This is a genomic window from Psychrosphaera sp. 1_MG-2023, assembly GCF_030548245.1.
Classification (GTDB): domain Bacteria; phylum Pseudomonadota; class Gammaproteobacteria; order Enterobacterales; family Alteromonadaceae; genus Psychrosphaera; species Psychrosphaera algicola.
In genome coordinates this window covers 173,865-194,835 of sequence record NZ_JAUORW010000009.1, presented here as the reverse complement: position 1 = coordinate 194,835, position 20,971 = coordinate 173,865, and the positions used below count along the sequence as shown (strand labels likewise).

14 protein-coding genes are annotated in these 20,971 nt (G+C 37.7%); 4 read left to right on the top strand and 10 right to left on the bottom strand.

The window, feature by feature from the left end; genetic code table 11:
* Positions 1-2 precede the first annotated feature (2 nt).
* From Q4575_RS10650 to hsdR, 6 genes are all read right to left on the bottom strand, one after another.
* A complete protein-coding gene (locus tag Q4575_RS10650) occupies positions 3-2,303 on the bottom strand; it encodes a hypothetical protein (protein ID WP_303522920.1) in 2,301 nt (766 codons plus the stop codon).
* On the bottom strand, positions 2,300-3,433 hold the full coding sequence (locus Q4575_RS10645) for a hypothetical protein (RefSeq protein ID WP_303522918.1): 1,134 nt from the start codon (positions 3,431-3,433) through the stop codon (positions 2,300-2,302). Before Q4575_RS10645 ends, Q4575_RS10650 begins: the two co-directional genes overlap by 4 nt.
* Positions 3,434-3,446: 13 nt before the next feature.
* Positions 3,447-5,309: a restriction endonuclease subunit S gene (locus Q4575_RS10640; protein ID WP_303522916.1), complete on the bottom strand. Its 1,863-nt coding sequence runs from the start codon at positions 5,307-5,309 to the stop codon at positions 3,447-3,449.
* Positions 5,309-6,814, bottom strand: coding sequence for a type I restriction-modification system subunit M (locus tag Q4575_RS10635; RefSeq protein WP_303522914.1), 1,506 nt, complete (start codon positions 6,812-6,814; stop codon positions 5,309-5,311). The genes Q4575_RS10640 and Q4575_RS10635 overlap by 1 nt, the downstream gene beginning before the upstream one ends.
* 138 nt (positions 6,815-6,952) lie before the next feature.
* The gene (locus Q4575_RS10630; RefSeq protein ID WP_303522912.1) at positions 6,953-7,690 is read right to left on the bottom strand and encodes a DUF3800 domain-containing protein; all 738 of its coding nucleotides are present in this window, start codon (positions 7,688-7,690) and stop codon (positions 6,953-6,955) included.
* A 49-nt stretch (positions 7,691-7,739) separates the two neighbouring features.
* A complete protein-coding gene (gene hsdR, locus Q4575_RS10625) occupies positions 7,740-10,181 on the bottom strand; it encodes an EcoAI/FtnUII family type I restriction enzme subunit R (protein WP_303522911.1) in 2,442 nt (813 codons plus the stop codon).
* A gap of 255 nt (positions 10,182-10,436) precedes the next feature.
* On the opposite strand from hsdR, the gene Q4575_RS10620 reads away from it, so the two are divergent.
* Positions 10,437-10,949, top strand: coding sequence for a hypothetical protein (locus Q4575_RS10620; RefSeq protein WP_303522910.1), 513 nt, complete (start codon positions 10,437-10,439; stop codon positions 10,947-10,949).
* A 569-nt stretch (positions 10,950-11,518) separates the two neighbouring features.
* On the opposite strand, the gene Q4575_RS10615 is transcribed toward Q4575_RS10620, so the two are convergent.
* From Q4575_RS10615 to Q4575_RS10600, 4 genes are all read right to left on the bottom strand, one after another.
* Positions 11,519-12,508: a class 1 fructose-bisphosphatase gene (locus Q4575_RS10615; protein ID WP_215963649.1), complete on the bottom strand. Its 990-nt coding sequence runs from the start codon at positions 12,506-12,508 to the stop codon at positions 11,519-11,521.
* A gap of 41 nt (positions 12,509-12,549) precedes the next feature.
* Positions 12,550-13,869, bottom strand: a complete 1,320-nt coding sequence (locus Q4575_RS10610) for a BNR repeat-containing protein (RefSeq protein ID WP_252736831.1) — start codon at positions 13,867-13,869, stop codon at positions 12,550-12,552.
* 239 nt (positions 13,870-14,108) lie between these two features.
* Complete coding sequence (locus tag Q4575_RS10605; RefSeq protein WP_215963651.1) at positions 14,109-17,267, bottom strand: TonB-dependent receptor; 3,159 nt, start codon at positions 17,265-17,267, stop codon at positions 14,109-14,111.
* 426 nt (positions 17,268-17,693) lie between these two features.
* Positions 17,694-19,148 (bottom strand): sulfatase, encoded by a 1,455-nt coding sequence (locus Q4575_RS10600; RefSeq protein WP_252736832.1) that lies wholly within the window; start codon positions 19,146-19,148, stop codon positions 17,694-17,696.
* Positions 19,149-19,291: 143 nt separating this feature from the next.
* Between Q4575_RS10600 and Q4575_RS10595 the strand changes: the two genes are divergently transcribed.
* From Q4575_RS10595 to rhaM, 3 genes are all read left to right on the top strand, one after another.
* Positions 19,292-19,519 (top strand): hypothetical protein, encoded by a 228-nt coding sequence (locus Q4575_RS10595; protein WP_215963652.1) that lies wholly within the window; start codon positions 19,292-19,294, stop codon positions 19,517-19,519.
* A gap of 108 nt (positions 19,520-19,627) precedes the next feature.
* Positions 19,628-20,551, top strand: a complete 924-nt coding sequence (locus Q4575_RS10590; protein ID WP_215963653.1) for a DUF4861 family protein — start codon at positions 19,628-19,630, stop codon at positions 20,549-20,551.
* 69 nt (positions 20,552-20,620) lie between these two features.
* Positions 20,621-20,935 (top strand): L-rhamnose mutarotase, encoded by a 315-nt coding sequence (gene rhaM / locus Q4575_RS10585; protein ID WP_215963654.1) that lies wholly within the window; start codon positions 20,621-20,623, stop codon positions 20,933-20,935.
* Positions 20,936-20,971 lie beyond the last annotated feature (36 nt).

The window sequence follows — 20,971 nt, the reverse complement described above, 5'->3', positions numbered from 1 at the left end:
CATTAAAACGGTGTGTCGCCCGTACTTTCGACTTCTTTTGGTATTACGTAACCTAATAAAACACTCTTGGTATATTCTAAAAGCAACCAAACTAACGGGAAGCTACCTTTATCAATTATGATATTTAAAAAGTCTCGTATATGATCTGTTTTTATTTGAAGCTTTTCAGTACATAAAGCTAATAAAAATTCAGGTAATGCTTCAGAGGTATCCTCACTTGGCTCGTTAAGCATCTTGAGTATCAAGGAACCAACTATCGCACTACTAGCATCATCATCACTATAATCTAACTCTCTAGGTTTAGCAGACCTTAATACTGATGCTTGAATAATTCCTTCATTAAATCGATCAAACAGTAAAGGGTTTAACTGCTTAAGAATATATCCTTCACCTAATGGTATAGTATTTTTACCTACCCTCTTATACCGTAAGCTTTGTAAAATAGACGACATGGTGTAATAAACAGTAGCTTGGTGGTAAAAGGTATTTTGATTATCTTTGTCACTCCAAAAAGCAAAGGTAGGGCCTAATGCCATATGGTTACCCTTAGCCCCCATAAGGAAGAGTTCCTTACCTAATCCCTCATTTTCTTTATTCGTTGCCTTTCGTAATTGACTATCCCTTTCTTTTACTAACTCAAGTGATTTACATGGCTTTAGTGGTAATGCCTCAAGATTTTTTAGTAACTCAAGTTCTCTATCCCATGCGTTAACTCTGTGCTCTTTAATAGGCAGCATTATTTCATCAACAGCTATAAACTGATGTCTACCTAGATTTGGATTACCATTATTAAATTTTAAATCGTTTTGTAATTTAACGTAGCTTTCAGGATCATTATATTTAGCAAAACCAACAATATAAGTAATAGGTAGTGTTTTAAAGTCTCGTAACATTCGACTAATATCGAGTAAAGATTTTCCCGACTGTATCGAGCCAGCCACAACAACAATCCCACCTATCGGTGAATGTTTATTTATGGAATGAATATCTGTTATCGAAACTCTTTTTCCTAAGCTTTTAACTTCTGACTGAATATATTTAGCAACATCTTCAGCTCCTTGATCATTTGCATGAACAATTAGATCTGCACTTAAAGGGAAATTTCGAATAACCAAGTTTTTGATCTTTTCTTTAAATGCAGCGTTGGTTTTAACTAATTTACTAACATCTATGAAATATTCTGGTACTGGCTCAGTTTGCCCTTTTAAACCATCAAATAAACACTTAAATACTTCATCATCTTTATAATTATAAATAAGATCTTTTAGTTGTTTATTGGAGTCTGTCGCAACAGGTAAATACAATTCTGTTTTAGGTGCTTCAAAAACAAACTGGCTATTTGATAACGAAAGAGGTATCGACTTTTCGTAAATACATAACTCACAGCTATGACCATGATGTGATGTAAAATCGGTGAATATATCATCACCAGTTTGGTCAAAATAATGCTTAAAGCTAACAAGAGTTGAATCTTTATCGGCATCAGCATTTGATGAAAAAAGTGATAGTATTTTTGCTTGCTTTAATCCAACTTTGTTTCGTAGTTCATTTGCTAAATCATCGCTAGTTGATGCCGATATCAAAACTAAGGAATTTTCACTACCTGAAAACCTATATTCATTTAACCCCTTATAACCACCAAAAGAATCGATAAAACCACAACATTCATCACTTCCAAACCTCCGCAAAATGGTTAATAGCTCATACGCTACAGGGAATATTCCGGCGGTATCAGTAAATATTTTATCGATTTTATTTTTAACTAGTAATAGTAAATTAATTGCTATAAAAGATATTTCCGCGCCCTTTTCCATTACATTTGAAGCTTTTATAAATCTATTAGTGTGTTTACCGGAAGGTTTTACAAAATGGTAATTAGCTGAAGATTCCATAACTAAATTACGGTTTTTTATTATATTAATAAACCCTTGCTCAATTAACTTAGGGAAATATTGCTTTAAACTAAATTTAGTACCACACAAAGGATCAATATTTTCGTTAAAAAGTACTTCTCCATCACGGCCTATTAACCCAAGGTGTATATTAAGAATTTGATAATTATTAATATTGTTTTTTAGCTTAACTATCGCCTCGGATTTATTTATTAACTTATCATCAATTTCTGCTTTGTTATATTCCGCCGAAATAATTACCAGCTCTCTAGAAAAAGGAGAGTCTTGCACAGCACGTTTTATGACTTCTGAAAATTTATGAAAATCAAAGCCTAAACTTGCAACATAACAAACTAAAACATTTTGATGTTGACTGCTAACATTTGTTTTATATAAATAAAATGAATTCATCGTAATGGTACCAATATTGTGTAACTAACCCCTTCCACATAACTCATCTCTGAATACTCACTACCTTGTCGAGTATTTTCATCAAAAAACTTAATATCGAGAGAATCTAAATTTTTTAAGTCAGTTAAAGGAGTTGCTTTGTAATCACGATAAACGGATAAACGGCCACTACGAATAGCAATAAAACCACTGCGTTTATTTAATATTAACCTAGCTTTATTCAACCCACGACCAACACCAAATCCATTAACTTTCGAGGTGACTCCATTTAAAAAACTTTTGAATAAAACTGAAGCTTCATCATTAATAGATACATTATTAGTATCCTTATTAAAGCTTTTGTAAATACCTGGACCACTATCAAAAATGGAAATTTCTAGTAAGTGTAAGGTACTATCAACGCTTTTGACTGAATTGATATAATCAGCTATAGGATTATTAACTCCACATGACTTACTAATATCGTCACCTTTTCTAAGCATATGGCTAGTTAACACAACCGATCTTACTGACTTATCAAAAATACCTTGATTAAAATCATACTTACCATGTTGGTCTGTATTATCTATAAGCTCCGCCAACAGTTCACTAAGCCCATCAAAATCAGTGACTTTAAAGTCAGCAGTTCGATTTACTTCTTTAAAGTAACTTGTTAATAATTCGTAATAATAGGTCGCGTCTCTGTTGATAAACCCCATCTCTGTTGATAAATAAAAACATTCAGGATTGGCAAACCTTTTAATTGAGTGATCTACTGCCATCATTTGAACCTGTCTGCCATTTTTAAAAATTGGCTGAGTAAAACGATTCACTAATTGTTCATTAAGCAACTTTTTTAAAGGCAGTCCTTTATCTCCAAACACTTCGTCAGACATTAATATGGCAGATACACAGATAGGATCATTGACTATGCTTTTTTGGCTAACAGTATCATTTAGTTTTACCCAGCTAAACTGAAAGGGTATTTGCGTTCTTTTTGCCAAGGTTATGAAAAATTGCGCTAAACGAGGTATTAATCCAATACGTAAACTTTTATAGCCATTAACAATTTCTATTTTATCTGACGTTGTAGTTGCATCTGAATAATAACGTTCAACATCTTCAACTGACGTACTCTTTTTAATTAACATACATAAAGATCCATTAATCTAATGCGTTTTCAACCACTGCATCGGCGAGGTGATGTTGTGTGGTTTGGGCATCGCATAGTCGGGTTTTGAGTTGGTCACATAACGCCATCAGTTCATCGACTTTTGCGACGATGCGGTGTTGTTCGGCGAGAGGTGGTAAAGCGATAACCAATCTCCTTATCTGCTCTCTTGAAACGTTTTTCATTGAACTACTTGTACCACCTGCAACCTCTGAATAATAAGCTCTTGAAATTAAGCTATTATTAACCAAAGTTATAAAAGCACCTTCAACTTTAGGTGATAAAACAAAACGAATAATTTTATCACTCATCATTAATTTCTTTGGTGAGTCAATAGGCACTATGACAGCCTTAGCAACAAGCTCGGCGGTATTAGCTCGAGATATTAAAAAATCACCTGATTGAACCTCGTATTGAGGACGAGGTTCTAAGCCACTTGGTAATTCTTTATTTTCATTAGGATTATATATTCCCCAAGTGACTGCACTAACTTTTAGAACGCCCCAACGGTTAGTTTCTCTTGGTGTTGGTAAACATTTCGGGCTCCAACCAGCTTCAGAATTTAAAGCTGTATCTTCTAAATTACACCACTCCCAACCATTAGGTAATTCAAACGGTTTTTCTTCGTCTGTGATTTCAGGTAAAGGCTTTTGTTTTTTGATTTTTTTATCTTTGATCAGTTGGGCTTTTTCTTCGGCGATTTTTTCAAGTAGTTTGCTTGCGGGTTCGTCGCTTGGGTTTTGTGGCACGAGTTTGCCCATGACTGCCAGTTGTAAGATAGTTTGTTTTAGTTGTTCTATGCTGTGTTCTGTGGTGAACAGTGCGTCGAAGTGTTCGCTAATACATTGCCAGTTACTTTGAAAATCACCTGCGCTTGTGCTGTCAGTAAGTGTTGCTAGTAACACTTCAACCAAGGTTTGGTGTGCGGTTAGGCTTTGTTCGGTTTGTTGCTCTAATTGATCACACAATGCCATCAGTTCATCAACTTTAGCGACGATGCGATGTTGTTCGGCTAGTGGTGGAATAGGTATTTCAAGGCTCATAACCGCGCTAGTATTTAATTCCACTTGGTTCGTAGTGCCTGAAACAAGTGAGTTTTCATTACCTGGTTCAATGCGATATTGAACACCTGGTGCTGTTATAAAGTTTTTAATAAACGCAGCATCAATATATATTGTTCGGATGACAGTTACATGTGAATCAGCTACAAGTGTTTTATTTTCTACATGATCAAGTAAATTGATTCGACCAGCTGTCCCTGTACCAGTAGAGTTCCACAATAAGTCTCTTGGTTGTAGAAATCGTTCTTCTTGATATTTATCTAAACTTTCATCACTTATACGTCTTGCAGGTTCAAGATTGAAACCAGACCACTGAATACATTTTTGAGAGATAACTTTAACTTGTCCATTCTCATCATATTTAGGCCCTTTGCCACGTTGAATATATGTTGATACATCTTGTAAATAACACCATTCCCAACCTTCCGGCACTTCAAACTGTTTCTCTTGATCTGTTATTTCAGGCAATGCTTTTTGTTTTTTGATTTTCTTATCGGCAACCAATTGTGCTTTTTCTGCCGCTATTTTCTCAAGCAACACACTAGCAGGCTCATCATTTGGCTCTTGTGGTACTAACTTGCCACGAACGGCTAGTTCTAAAATCAGTTCGCGTAGTTTTTTAATACCAACCAGTTCAACCTTGCTATTACTACCACGCCCTTGTGAATTACGCTTTTGAATGGCGCTAGTCCAGACATCAATGTTATCTGTAATTAAGTTGTCAGTAATTAAGTTATCAGTGTTTAATGCTGAAACTGGATTCCCGTCTGCGCGGGAATGACTATTAGATGCCATTACTTCACCTCACTACTTTCAGGTGACAAGGCGTTAGATAAAATGCCTTTAAGTTGGTCACGCAGTGCTTGAATATCCGCTTGTTGTTTGGCGTAATCGGCTAAGAGTTCTTGCGGATCATGACTCACGGTTTCTTCAATGTGTGGGTTTTTAATATCCAGGTTGAAGTTACGGGCAATAATCTCGTCAATGCTGACTTGCCACGCTTGTTCGGTTTCTACGCGTGATGCAAAGCCATCTTCTTCATTGCCCCACCACTCAATTTCGGTTTGAAATTCTTCAAACTTCATAGGTTTGGTTTTGTTGTAGTTTTTAACGCCTGCTGGGTATGGATGCTCATAAAACCATACTTTTTCAGTTGGCTGACCTTTAGTGAAAAACAAGATATTGGTTTTAATGCCCGTGTACGGATTAAACACACCGTTCGGTAATCTTACAATAGTGTGTAAATTACACTCTTCGGTGAGTAGCTTTTTGATTTTGGTTTTAACACCTTCACCAAATAAGGTACCGTCAGGTAATACTACGGCAGCACGACCGCCAGCTTTGGCGTTATCACCTGTTCCGTTTGGTGAAGCAAGCACTTCAATGATCAGCTGTAAAAACAAGTCGGCAGTTTCACGGGTACGGGTGTCGGCTGGAAAGTTCTTTTCAATACCGTCTTCTTCGGTGCCACCAAATGGTGGGTTGGTGACGATAACGTCTATTTCATCGTCCCAACTTGAAAGTGGTTTATTAAGAGTGTTGCCATGTTTAACTTGTACCGGTACTTCAATACCGTGTAATAGCATATTGGTGGTACATAACAGGTGCGGTAATTGTTTTTTCTCAACACCGTGAATTTGTTTCTGTAAGGTTTGATGATCTTCTGATGTTTTAACGTAATTGTCTTTAACGTGATCAAAAGAACAGGCTAAGAATCCGCCTGTACCGCATGCTGGGTCCATAATACTTTCGCCCAATTGCGGGTCGATGCGGTCAACAATAAACTTGGTAATGGCGCGTGGTGTATAAAACTCGCCTGAATTACCTGCACTTTGTAAGTCTTTTAATATTTGCTCGTATAAATCACCAAAAAGATGACGCTCGTTTGAGTCTGTAAAATCTATTTCGTTTAGCTTGTTAATGACTTGGCGCAGTAGTGTACCGTTTTTCATGTAGTTAAAGGCATCACTAAAAGCTTCGCGTACCACAAAACCACGTGGGTTTAAGTTAATTGGTGCGGTTAGGTTTTTAAGGTCAACAAATAGTTTGTCGTTAATAAATTCAAGTAACTCGTCACCGGTTATGCCTTCATCATCAGCAGCCCAATTACGCCAAAGGTATTCGCTAGGTATAGGCTCTTGGTAATCATCTAATTCAAACTCTAATGCTTCTTCTTGAGCGTCAAATATTTTTAAGAATAGTAACCAAGACATTTGCCCTAGGCGTTGCGCGTCGCCGTCTACCCCTGCGTCTTTACGCATAATGTCTTGAATTGATTTTATTGCTGAGCTAATTGACATGAATATCTCTTATTTTAAAATTTATTGTGTTTAATACTTTACAAGTGTGAAGCTAGTTCTTACACTTTACTTATAAATGGACTGGGAATGCTCGGTCGGCGCTATATCCTCGGGGAATACCTCGGGGATTTTCGCTTTTTAGGGATAGCATTTTAACCCCCAGCCTCTAATATTTCCCTGCGGACTTGTTCTAAACTTTGTTTTTATTATCTCAAATGCCCTATTGGGCTGTGTTGATTCCATAATATGACGGCCAATAGGTCGAGCGACCATATCAGCTAATTGCAATCCAGTTGAATTAACTTTTTTGTCGGCAAAAATGATATCTAATGATTCGGACATTCCATTAATATTGCTTTGATCAAGTAACCTTCTGAACTCGAGTTCAAGCTCGTTATCTTCTTTTTTACCACGACGTTCAAACACAATATGTGTTTTTTGGTTTACCTGCCGCCTTTCTTGTAGAAAATAAAATACGCGCTCTAAACCAAACTGCATTGCAACATGGTAAGGGTTTTCATTTCGTCCTCGTCTGTGGATAAAATTTTGTTTATCAATACACGAAGCCACTAAGGTAAATGGCGCTTCACTCATTAATCTACTTAAGTCAGCCATAAAATGTTGCCGTACATTACGATTTTGCAAAATATTAAATGGTGCAATAGATTTACGTATTTCACGCTCATGCAATATGGTCATGTCGTGCCCAAAGTAATTAAACTTAAACTCTTGAACAGCTGGTGTTGTTTGATTGATATATTGTTGTTTTTCAAAAATGCAAAAAGCTAAAACAAACACAGGAAAGTCTGTATCAATCGACGCTAAGCTGTGATCACCAGCTTCATCTACGTATACTATATATTCACTAAAAGACACGCATCATTCCTGCTTTTGGCTAAACATCATTTGAATGAGAACCGGCTTATTAAGCTGATTTATCGACATTATGATAAAGCTGAGCTTCTAATTCGGTAATGGCTTGATCATACCCTTTTCGGTTGCCAAAGGCTTGCTTTGCTATCTCCATTGGCTTGCCCATTTGATCAAACGGTTGAACTTTAAGCACATGAATACTTTCTATTTCACTGACACCTGAGTCTGCGTATTTATCAAGTAATGCGTTTAAAACTATTTGTGCTTGTTCTGAATATTTAGTGAAGTAATTACGCTTTTTCACGTTATTAGCACGTTCTTTACGGGTTAATGGTGGTTGGTCGAAAGCTACATGACAAATAAGATCGAATGGGTCTAAGTCTTTACTGATATCATCTTCCAGTGCTTGCCAAATTACGCCTTCATTGGCGAGTTCATCAATAATGCTTTGTTTGCGATCTGCTTCATTCCATTTACGGGTAAAGTCATCAAGTGAGGTAAATTGCTTTTGTATGGTTTTGCGGGTGTAATCTTTAAATGATTCGGTCACTAACTTACCGTCACTATCGTAATACTGCACACGCTCTGCCATTTTTTTAACGGATATACCTGATACTTGGAATTTGATGAAGCGCTTTTCTTCTTCATCTTCGCCCCAATCGCTGTCAAATTCGGCTTCCTTTTGATTGGCGTCATAACCTGATTTTGGGTCATCGGCCACTTGCAAGCCACCATCAAGTTCTATAACGTCTCCTTCTGATTCATCACCCAAACTATCAGTAAGTTCGTCTTCATTATTTCCCGTTATAATATCATCAGGTGTTGAAGTCATAACCTTTTCAGGTACACCATCAAAGCGTTCATCTGCAAACAGCTCTGTGGCTTTTTTAAAGTCTAGAATGGTAAACCATAGCTTGCCGTATTTATCGTCTATACGTGTACCACGACCGATAATTTGTTTAAACTTAGTCATTGATTGTATGTTTTGATCAAGCACTACTAGCTTACAAGTTTTAGCATCTACCCCTGTGGTCATTAACTCTGAGGTAGTAGCTATGACTGGATAAGCTTTCTTCGGGTTAATGAAGTTATCAAGCTGGGCTTTACCTATTTCATCATCCCCTGTAATTTTCATGACATATTTGTCATTTTTTGCCACTTGCTCGGGGTTTAAATTAACAAGAGCACGGCGCATACGTTCAGCGTGGTCAATATCGTTACAAAAGATGATGGTTTTGGCCATGGGATCGGTACGTTGTAAATAACTGGTAATGGTTTGTGCCACTAATTCTGTACGGTTTTTAATGACGATAGTACGATCAAAATCTTTGATGTTGTAAATGCGATCTTCTATCTCTTCGCCGTTGTCATCTATCTGACCTTTTTCAGGTCGCCAGCCTTGTAGGTCGATATCGAGATCAACTCGCACCACCTTGTATGGCGCTAAGAAACCATCTTCTATGCCTTCTTTCAATGAGTAGGTATAAACAGGTTCGTCAAAGTAGTCTATGTTTGATACTTCATCGGTTTCTTTAGGAGTTGCGGTTAAGCCAATTTGGGTAGCTGAGCCAAAGTATTCGAGTATTTCTCGCCAGGCGCTGTCATCAGCGGCACTGCCTCGGTGGCACTCATCAATAATGATTAAATCGAAGAAATCTGGGTCAACTTGTTTAAATGCTTTTTGGTGTTCTTCTGGTCCGGTCAATGCTTGGTAAAGTGCCAGGTGTATTTCGTATGCGGGATCGACTTTACGCCCTGTGATTTTGGTCATGGCCTGACCAAAAGGTTGAAAGTCGTTTATGCGTGTTTGGTCAACAAGTATGTTTCTGTCTGCTAAAAACAAAATGCGTTTTTTCTGGCGAGACTTCCATAAGCGCCAAATAATTTGAAAAGCAGTGTAGGTTTTGCCTGTGCCGGTTGCCATAACGAGCAGCATACGGTTTTTACCTTGGGATACGGCTTCGATAGTTTTGTTAATGGCTTGCAGTTGGTAATAGCGTGGCGCTTTGCCACTGCCGTCATCATGATAACTTTGAGTAATTAGCGGCAGTTGTTCAGTTTTAAATCCACGATACGCACAATATTTTTGCCAAAGCTGCCCAGGTGTTGGGAAGTCTTCTAAGGATATTTCTGTTTCAAGCTGATTAAGATTGGTTTTATCGTGAAAAATAAAACCATCGCCGTTAGAGGCAAAAATGAACGGTACTTCTAATAAACGCGCGTAATCAAGCCCTTGTTGAATACCTTTACCAATTTCATGTTTATTAGCTTTCGCTTCAATTACGGCGAGTGGCATATTCGGTTTGTGATAAAGGACTATATCGGCTGACTTTACTGATTTACGGACACCTAGTTGGCCACGAACAATAACTTTACCATCACGTAATTTTACTTCTTGGCGAATTTGCGTCATTAAATTCCAACCGGCGCTTTTTACTGCTGGCATAATAAATTTAGTGATGATGTCGGTTTCGCTAAGCTTCTTTTTGTCCATAATGTGGTCTTGTTCACACGATATTGTCCTTGATGAACTATAAAGTGCAATTTTCACATCAATTTGTCAATTTATTAGAGCTGAAAGCATGATGGGACCACTCTTAACTTACGGAAATTTAGTAAACCCAATCATCAAAATAATGTTCGTATTTGTCAGATCCAGAAAAATTGGCTATCTGGAAATAATTAAATTATCCGAATGTATTCATTAATTTCGTATAATTAATTTAAAATTTTTATACGTTGATGATTAATGAATAAAAGTACTTGGGATAAATTGAAATTTGAGTTTTATAAGGCACATAACAAAACAGGTGTTAGTGTCAAAACTTGGTGTTGTGAGAAGCAACTAAAATACAATACTGTCCGCAGGCACGTAAAAATTAAGGACATTGGCTCGCTATTTATCGATTACCAACCATTAAGCACTCAGCGTAGACATAAGCGAAGAGGCCCACCACTAGGTTCACAAAATGCCTTAAAGCACGGTGGTTATTCAACACCAATAGATATTCAAGAAGATTATACAAATATATCCAAATGTGATGAATTTAAAATAATTTTAGCCAGGTATCGAATTCATAAAGCCATTCAAACAATTATGGTCCTCAACTCAGAAGTTGAATGTGTAACTGATGTAAAACAAAAGGCCAAGATTTATTCTGAAATGTTTCAGGCTGACAAAGCTATTTGTATAAATATTTCTAAAATACAATCATCATCTATGAGGCTAGCAAAAAAACAAATGACGACATTGGAAAATTGAATTAAATAAATTGAGAAAACAAAGTAAAACAACCACAATCGATTGATAGCTATGAATTTTCACAAACAAGTTATGCGCAAAAAAACTGAGAAAGTGCGCAGAATAGGTTTAATATTGCGCGCTCTTATATTTAGAACTAATGATTTCGAAAGACAAACGCTTAATCAAAAATACGAAAACGATAAAATAACAGTGTGATTTATAATTTTAGTACTACACCTAGTCCCACACAACAAGATAAATACCAATAATTCACTATAAAAACAACATGATAAACACTCAATTCAGATGACCCCAGCCACCACTTACTAGCCCACAACCTCTTATAAAACAAGGGGTTGTGTACTAGCCTCAAATATAAAAAAACGCCAAAACCTACTATAAAACCACTACAAAACGACCTTAAAAGACACTCTCAGGACACTCAAAACATACGCCAATTTATTCTGCCGTACCGTGTCTACATAGCTTGCCCACCAATCTTTCACTCTAAAATTAAACGATACACAGTTGAATTAATGAAAACTAGAAAACACGTTTTAATAAACCAGCGAGACTAAAAAAGCAGCTTAATTTAAGCTGCTTTTTATGTTCATGAGTGAGGTATTTGTTTCATATTGTTTAACATTAATGACTGAGCCCATTGCAACTGGAACTCTTTGATGTAAAGACGTTGGTTCTATATCTAAAATACTATTGCTACCCGAATAGGCCACGCCTCCGGCATTTTCCACTAACATCGCTAAAGGATTTGCTTCATATAGTAGACGGATTTTTCCGTTTTCGATTCCAGGTCGACTATCCGCTGGGTATAAAAACACCCCTCCCCTTGTTAATACTCTGTGCACGTCTCCAACCATTGCAGCATTCCAACGCATACTCGCTTTGGCATAATCTTTATTAGAATACAAAATTTGATCAAAAAACTTCTGTGTTTTGGCGTCCCAATAACGATAGTTCGCCATATTCACAGCAAACTCTTTATTATCTTTTGGAATACTAAGCGCTTCTTCTGTCAGTAAATACCCACCATGCGTTAAGTCTAACGTAAAGCAACGAGTCGGCCCGCCAGTAGACAATACTAATAACGTAGAAGGACCATATAGAACATATCCAGCACAGACCTGATCCCTGCCCTTTTGAGCGAATTGGAGTTCACTGTCAAATTCTACATCTTCTCGCGCATTATAAATTGTAAATATCGTACCAATTTGACCATTAATATCTATGTTAGAAGAACCATCGAGTGGGTCGAACGCAACTATAAACTGCCCATGAGGGTTCACTCCAACCACAGAATCTTCCTCTTCTGATGCAATTGCACTAACGGAATCATCATCAAGCAACATATCTTTTAACAATTGATTGGATAATACGTCTAATTTTTTTTGAACCTCACCTTGAATATTTTCATCTAAGGTTGAACCTAATACTCCAGCCAACGCACCTTGACTCACCCGAAATGCAATTTCCTTGGATGCCGCTAAAATTGTTCTGATTAGCATAATTAAATCTGTATTTACACCGTCTTGCTTTAAGACAGGAACTAAGCGTTTCATTTATATTTACTCGCTGTGATTATATTGTTCTGTATGAATATTTATTTTTTGACTTCATGTAATAGCAAAACACTAGGTTCAGAGATATTAGTGTGCGCCCTATCTCGATTTCCAGGTTGGCTATGCCACGAAAGGTAAAATTCACTACCGTTTTTGCCTTTATCTCCGAGTCCCTTAAACACACGATGTTCCATATCCATCACACTATAAGAAAGCAATTTATGGTTTGATTTCACCGTAATTGGCTCTAATTCAGACGGGTACAATTCCGCTGTTTCAATACGAATCGTTTTCAAAGTTTCAGCGTCAACGATAAAGCGCAGAATATCGTCATTTTTTCTGACTATTACACCAATTTGATTGTCGTCAATTAACTCCGGAGCCTGCGGCCTTACCGGAAAACGCCCTAAAGAACCATGACCACTAAAGTCCCAACGAAAATCTTGCCAATCACTGATTTTCTTGAATTGCCATTGCGATTTAGATTTTCGGGCTAGAAACATCTGTGTGTTCCCTGCTTCATCATATTTGTGGTAGCTAATAATAGGGCGACTTTTATGATCAAACCCTAACTTTACATTGCCATTGATCATGCCACCAAACGGCGCTACAGGATCGACAACTTCGGTACGGTCTAGGGTTAATGGAAGTGCAATAGGTTTACCATTAGAATCTGTCCAATGCACTAAATCTGCGCTCCTTGCATAAGACAAACTGTGATTTGTTGCTGCATTTGGTGTGTTACGCCAAACCCAAATTAGATGAAAGTTACCATCTGGGCCTTTAGTTGGCCCTTCAAAATAACCGCTCATCAGCCCTTGACCATCCAAAAATTTATTGGCATGAAGTCGTGACCATGTTTTATCTTTGCGATCATAAATATTATATATTTCATTACCGTTGCCACTTCCGCCGCTACGATACTTAACCAGTAACTCCCCTTGCTTGTTTAACATAAAAACTGGATAAGTCATTTTATTTTCAATGGCTCGGTCAACCATCACATTTACACGTTTGATTGAACGGACATTCATTGGTCTAGTCATTCTGAAATATTCAAGATTATCACCATGCATATTACCCATCACATGAAGAAAACCATCCGCATCTAATTCCATAGTCACGTAATTATGGCTGTCCCAGCCTAACCAACTGTCTACTTTTGTATATCGCCAAGGTTTACCAATCTCTCTTTGCGCAATTGTCATTTGGCGATTCGCATCAAAATAACCAACAAATTGATTTTTACCTCTTGTTAATAAATAAGGTTTAATGCGATGCCCTGACCATACATTATCTAAAGCTAGACTCGTAACTTGAGTTTCAGTATTAGTAGGAAGTTGAGCTTGTTTTTCTATCAAACTTTTACAGCCACTAAAAGATATCAACGAAATAACAAGCAGGGAGAATTTAAAAAAAGTAGATAAAAATAGGCAACAAAATGTATTGACGTTTTTCATATTGTCTCTTATCCAAAAATTTGTAATAGGATTTATCTGGCTAAAATGAATTGCGGCCAGTATAAAACTGGCCGCATTTTAAAGAATGTTAAGCCAGTTCAATTCCAATTTGAAACTGGCTTAACCACACACAAAGTTGATTAGAATGAGTAATTCATGCTAAGTGCTACAATACGGCCAGTGTAGTCAAGGCGTGCTACTGCTCGTTCATCGTTACCAAAATATTCGTATGTTTGCTCGTCGGATAAGTTATAAGCTTTTAGGTTTAATTTTAATCCCTTCGCAATGTTATAACTTGCAGCTAAATCTAAACGTCCGCTTGCTTTTGTTGTACGGTCTTCGGTCCCGTAGTACGAACCGCCTGGGTACTTAATTTCAAACGAATCACGCCAGTTATATGCTAAACGAACGCTCACACCATCATTTTCCCAATAACCAATAATATTGTACGAACGAGGTGAAACGTTATAGAGCTTAGAGTCTGTGTTTTCAACAATGCCACTACCTTCAGCGCCCTGCTCATAAGTTTCTTGATCAATATATGTGTAGTTAAATACCCCACCTAAACCATTCCAAGGGTATGGTAAAAAGTCCAGCTTTTGCTGCACTGCAAACTCAACACCTTTAAGGTGAATTTCGTCATTAGAGTTATATTGACGAGTAACTGTAACACTTCGATTTGTTACCTCACCAGTATCAGGATTTGTAAACGCATTTACCTGAGTACAATTACCAGGCAACTCTGAGTTTTCACCTTCAAACGCCCCAAATTGTGCATCAATGAACGAATATTCACCTGGGTTTGGACATGATTTTTCTTGTAAAAATAATCCTGTAATTTCTTTTTGAAATACTCCGAGCGATATAGCACTGCCTTCACGGTTATACCATTCAATTGATAAGTCATAGTTGTCAGCGGTATACGGTTTGAGGCCAGATTTAGGTAATGTTATACCAATTGAGGAATTGTTTTCGTTAATACTGAGTGAAGGGTTTTGAGCACGAAGATTAGGACGAACTAAAGCTTTGAAATATGAACTACGAATAACAAAGTCATCACCGATTTCAAATGCGACATTTAAAGAAGGTAAGGTGTTGCTATAGCTACTTTCAAATTTAAAGTCTTCAACTGTTTTTGCAACTTCATCTCTCTTTTTACCTACAGAGTCATTAATAGTTTCTTCATAACGAACACCAAAGTTACCAGTATAAGATACCAAGCCTAATTCACCATCAAACTTGGTCATAAAATATGCAGCATTGATAGTTTGATCTATTGTAAAATTATTAGCATAAAGCTGAGGAAGTTTGGTGCCATTATTTAAACGGTCGTAGTAGCCGCTTGGGTCCGCAAATGTTAACGCATAATCATTGTCTTCTGTCACCTGTGTTAGATCGTCCATCCCATCTTGTAAACGGCTGTTAACATAAGGAGTATCTAACGTTAACCAGCCGGAGTTAACTCCAAACGTGCCTGGGATATTACCATTAAAAAATGCTGTCTGACCTTCAGTTATAATATCGTTACTAAAGAAATTATTATCGATATTTTGTTCATTAATACCTGGGGCACCAATTTTTTGGTCGCGATTTTCCAAAATTTCGACACTGGAACGAACACCAAATTGAACTGTATTGAAATTAAGCTTGTTACCAAAACCAAACTCGACATAACGCTCCGCATTAAATTCTGCAGATTTCATTTCACGCGTTGGATTGTCAACTCGACCGTCAACATAATGCCCGACTCGACGGCCATTGTTTGAAGGGTCCATCGAAGTAACGCTAGCTGATGAATGATTCGGTTGAGACCAGTTCAAATTATTGTAGTTATAGTCATCCCAGCCTGTTGCTGATATCTCCATAGCTCCCATAGTGCCTTGGCCTGTATTTAAAGTACCATTAATACCTGTAGCAACAGAGTCTACTGGTATTGCACTGCCCACGGCAGGTCTATGGGTAAGTGATGCGTTGTGGTGCTCCATGTGACGAAAATCCAAACCCACATTTAAAAACTGGTTTTCTGATTTAGAATAGCTTACAACGCCATCAAACGCCCAATCATCAACCATATAATCGGCATATAACATTGCACCTTTTGCTTCTTCAAAAAACGTTGTTTTACGGTTTGTGACTTGCCATGCTCCGTTTGTAAACTCTGATGAGCTAACCAAATAAATTGGGTTGCCAGATTCATCCGTATCGTATTGGAAGGGGGCGGTATCCATATCTGGCTCCAAGCCAGCATGATATTGATGGCGATCGTCACGAGTTGGGTGTAGCCCCGCTGAAAAATTAGTATCTTCTTTTGTCCCTTCGTCTAAATCACGTTTTGTGTACAATAAATGCGTACCAACTTTAAGACTATCTATAGGTTGCCACTCGATGTTACCAGTAAATGAAAAACGATCACCTTCACTGTACTCACTTACATTACGACCACTTGCAATTGCACGAACATCAGCGTCTGAATCGAGGCCATATTTTGCTTTGTATGCATCTATATTTTGAGAAACTGGCCCAAGATTTGTTGAATCATCAAGAGAGGTATACTGAGTAAATTGAACTAGGTCTCGGCGGAAAGTTTGCTCTGAGGCTGATAATTTGAAGGCCACTGCAAGTTCATTTTCAATTAAGTGTTTAGAAGCAGAAAACTTAATACTTTTATCCCAGTTATTGGTCAATTCTTCTAAGCGGCCACCAACGCTAACACTATATTTACCATCTTTCTTAGCAAGAGCTCGCTGGAGTTGCTTATCAACGACACCCGCCATGCCGCCAGCCTGCATATCGGCGGTTGGTGTTTTAACTAAAGTCACACCATCAAATACGCCAGCTTCAAAAGCCGAGAATGGGTTAGAACCACCTGTTGGTCCAGCACTGCGGCTCGGGGTTGCAAAGCTCTGACCAAAAGCGGTAGTTTTAATAAAACCACCCGACAGGCCACGTAAGCTAATTTCAGAGGTTCTACCTTCATTAGAGCGATCAAGTTGAACACCAGGTAATGCTTGTAATGCTTCACCAAAATCGAGAGCCGGCAACGCATCAATATCTGTTGCTGAAATGGCATCTACAATACTAGATGCCTCACGTTTTGTATTCAGTGCTGATTCTAAAGCGCCACGTACACCTTGCACTTCAATAACTTCAACATCGGATTCAACCGGCTTCTTTGTAATTGCAGCATTTACTTCTTGTGCAACTAATGTTGGTGAGCTCACAGCAAACAGTAAACACGCTGAGCTAGCTAACGCAGCACGTTTATTTGAATTATTTTCTAAGTTGCGGTTTTTAGACATGTGTTGTCCCCTGTCTTTAGTTTTTTTATTGTTATTTATCAACACAATTTAATTCACCTTAAAATGAATTAAATCTAATCGTATTCATGATAATAACACTAAAAGTGATTAAAACAAGTCATTTTAGGTCAAATGCAATCCAAAAACCTCAAAAACCGCATTTAAATATTTAATTTCAATAACTTATAAAAAAAACAATGCTTGATTTAAATGCACAAAACAGAGCCAGATACTTTATAAAAAGATCTAAATAGAGTGTTAACTCTATTTTTTAACCACACAAACCACCAAAACAGGTCAAAATAAGTCACACATGATTGATATATGTTTAATTTTTTAAATTGATAGATTTCTTAGGTAACTAAAATTTCTGATGTTTGTATTGTAACGAGGATAAATCCAAGTCCTAAATAATAATACGTGAGTTTATTTTACCGCATTATCACTAAGGTCTTTAAAGTAGTCATTGCCAGTATAGTGAGAATGCGGGGACCATGGTGCATTCACCTGCGGTAAATGTTGCCTTAATGCTAACTTTACTGAAGCAAAACTAGGCTCGAGTGCGACATTATGCCATTCATCTGGATCATTTTGATGGTCATATAGCTCTTCGCTTCCATCAGCATAAACAATATACCGATAACGTTGACTCTTAACAGCGTGATTATTTGGACCATAAGTTGTTACAGCAGGTGTGTGCCACTTTAAATCCGGCTTGTGCAATAAAGGAGAGATATCCTGTCCTTGATTAAGAGGGTTCTTAGGCAAACCACACATGCTGACTAATGTTGGGTATAAGTCTAATAAACTGACGGGCTGATCACTCACCTGAGATTTTGAAGACCGCGGCGGCTTTATGATTAATGGTGTTCTAGTGGCTCGTTCCCACAGTGCCATTTTGGCAAACTTACTCTTTTCGCCAAGCTGATATCCATGATCCCCCCACAACACCACTACTGTATCATCCCGGTAGGGACTCTCATCTAGCGCATCTAAAACCTTACCTATACAGCTATCCACAAAGGAAACACTTGCCAAATAGCCTTGTACCATATTTCGCCATTCACCATTTTCAATTGCCCATTCTGTCGTTGGCATTTGTGGCAATTCTGAAACAGCTTTTGCAATATCTGGAACATCATCTAGGTCGTTTTCTAGATACGGCGGTAATGTGAGGGTATCCACTGGGTGTAAATCAAACCATTTTTTCGGAACATGCCAAGGCACATGGGGTCGTAAAAATCCACCGACCATAAAAAATGGTTTGTCATAACTCTTATTAAGTTGCTGTTTTAGCCACATTGCGGAATCATAATCTGGCATCTGTTCATCACGCTCTGGAAACGGTCCCCAGTCTGTATTGGTCCTCGAATCGTGCCATTTCATACGTTGATCTGGATAGGGTCCAAACCCTTTTGATCTTCCACCAAATTCATCAAAACTATCGGTAGCAATAGCTTTATGAAACACTTTGCCAACAGCCCCGGTATGGTATCCATGTTGACGAAAATAATCGCTCATAAAAACTGATTGTGCCGCTTTATCATTAGCAGATTTGATTTCATCATCGTCGATATGACCATAGATCCCCGTTGTAGACGGGGATAAACCGGTCATAATACTTGCCCGAGATGGTCCACATAAGGGAGCTGGTGCATGTGCATTAGTAAAAACCGTACTTTGACTTGCCAATCGATCTATATTTGGTGTTTTTGTATTTGGGTGCCCATGCAATGGTCCAATCCAATCATTCAAATCATCTACGATTAACATTAAAACATTACTGTATTGTTTCTTTAATTCTTTTAGCCAATTACTTTGATATACCATCGTAGCGGAAACTGCCGCTCCACAGCCTAGAATGAAATTTCGTCTATTCATTTTTATTCTCTTATTGATTCTCTTTCTATGCAATTTTCTAAAGTTCACTAGAATAATATTGCACAAACAATCACATTAATGCAAAATCAATCAAAAAATAATAATCTACAATCAATATTAAAAGAGGAATGTATGTTTAAAACATGTATTTGGTTGCAGCATTTTCGGTCTATAGCGTTCGTTACTTTGATTCCAGTAATGTTAATACCGACAATGTTTTTGATGAGTCGAAAGCCAAAAAATCGTCTTGTGACGTCGAAGCAATCAATATCACAAATTCAAACTTTATTTGTACTCGTTACACGACTTACCTTCGTGCGTTTTTTAACGCCAGCTACAATATCAATCAAAACCAATACCCATGGAATTGAAAAGTGCATAAGTTTTTGCAGAAATAGTTTGGGTTAAATTAACGATATTAGTTAGCAATTCGATTCTTACGGCAGAAGCAAGATAGCTCATTAAAACAGGATAAAATCATGAATACACTTATAAAGTCCTCCTTGAAATCAATAGCCTTAACGTTGGCGGCCAGCTTTATATTAACGGCTTGTTCGAATACCGAAAACATTTTTGGATCAAATAAAGATAGCGCTACTAACAATAACAAAGTCATGGCCTACGCTCGTTTTGTTCCCGAGCGTCGCGACGACTTTGCCTGGGAAAACGATAAGGTTGCTTTTCGAGTGTATGGCCCAGCAGCACCACTTAAAGGCCATTCAAGCGGAGTTGATGCATGGCTTAAACGTGTTGACTATTCAATCATCGACAAATGGTATAAATCGCACGTAGAAGGTATTTCATATCATGTAGACCACGGTGAGGGTTACGATCCATATCACACAGGTATTAGTCGTGGTGTAGGCGGTACGGCAGTCTGGATCGATGGTAAACCGTATGCCGCACACAACTACAAAAGTTACAAAGTACTAAAAAGTGGTGGTGACGAAGTAATCTTTAACTTAGTTTATGAATGGTATACACCAATTGGTATTGTGAAAGAGTCAAAAACCATTTCGTTGGCTCTAGGTGACCAATTATATAAAGTTAATTCAGAATTTACTTTAGACGGTAAGCCCGCCAAATTACCAATTGCGGTTGGTATTGCCACTCACGATGAAAAAGCCAAAGTATATTTTAATCAATCTACCGGGCGCATTTCTGCTTGGGAACTAATAGATGGTCAAGGTATTGGAACCGGTGCCTTATTAGAACCGAGTACTGTAACCAACATCAAACATATGCCAAGTAACATAAAAGATGAAAGTCATATTTGGGCTTTTACCCATACCGACTCTCAGGGCAAGCTTTCTTATCAAGCAGGATTTGCTTGGCAAAAAGCGGGAGAAATTACATCTAACAAGCAATGGTCAAACTATCTTGACGCCCGAATGATCAAATAACATAACTTTATTGCGCAGGTCTTTAATCTCGACCTGTGCAATTAAACACTTAATAAAAGAGATAATCATATGGAAAAAATTGCCTTTGTAATGACCTTATTGCCTGGACATGAAAAAGAGTATCAAAAACGTCATGACGAAATTTGGCCAGAGTTGGTTATTGCTTTAAAAGCTGCCGGAGTGTCTGACTATTCAATATATTTTGAAGATACATCTAACAAATTATTTGCTGTATTAAAACGAACTGAAGACAACACTATGGACCAATTGCCACTGCAACCCATTGTTAAGAAGTGGTGGGCATTTATGGCTGACATAATGGAAACGCATGAGGACAATTCGCCTGTTGTGAATGAAATCCCTCAAGTTTTTCATCTCGAATAAAGAGGGATTATCAACGTGCTAGCTCCTAACATAGTT

What these genes read in the sequence shown, in the direction of transcription:
- Q4575_RS10635 (WP_303522914.1), bottom strand. Translation starts at nt 6,814, where the DNA reads ATGTCAATTAGCTCAGCAATAAAATCAATTCAAGACATTATGCGTAAA.
- Q4575_RS10605 (WP_215963651.1), bottom strand. Translation starts at nt 17,267, where the DNA reads ATGTCTAAAAACCGCAACTTAGAAAATAATTCAAATAAACGTGCTGCG.
- Q4575_RS10600 (WP_252736832.1), bottom strand. Translation starts at nt 19,148, where the DNA reads ATGAATAGACGAAATTTCATTCTAGGCTGTGGAGCGGCAGTTTCCGCT.
- Q4575_RS10650 (WP_303522920.1), bottom strand. Translation starts at nt 2,303, where the DNA reads ATGAATTCATTTTATTTATATAAAACAAATGTTAGCAGTCAACATCAA.
- Q4575_RS10595 (WP_215963652.1), top strand. Translation starts at nt 19,292, where the DNA reads ATGTATTTGGTTGCAGCATTTTCGGTCTATAGCGTTCGTTACTTTGAT.
- hsdR (WP_303522911.1), bottom strand. Translation starts at nt 10,181, where the DNA reads ATGGACAAAAAGAAGCTTAGCGAAACCGACATCATCACTAAATTTATT.
- Q4575_RS10645 (WP_303522918.1), bottom strand. Translation starts at nt 3,433, where the DNA reads ATGTTAATTAAAAAGAGTACGTCAGTTGAAGATGTTGAACGTTATTAT.
- rhaM (WP_215963654.1), top strand. Translation starts at nt 20,621, where the DNA reads ATGGAAAAAATTGCCTTTGTAATGACCTTATTGCCTGGACATGAAAAA.
- Q4575_RS10620 (WP_303522910.1), top strand. Translation starts at nt 10,437, where the DNA reads ATGAATAAAAGTACTTGGGATAAATTGAAATTTGAGTTTTATAAGGCA.
- Q4575_RS10615 (WP_215963649.1), bottom strand. Translation starts at nt 12,508, where the DNA reads ATGAAACGCTTAGTTCCTGTCTTAAAGCAAGACGGTGTAAATACAGAT.
- Q4575_RS10590 (WP_215963653.1), top strand. Translation starts at nt 19,628, where the DNA reads ATGAATACACTTATAAAGTCCTCCTTGAAATCAATAGCCTTAACGTTG.
- Q4575_RS10640 (WP_303522916.1), bottom strand. Translation starts at nt 5,309, where the DNA reads ATGGCATCTAATAGTCATTCCCGCGCAGACGGGAATCCAGTTTCAGCA.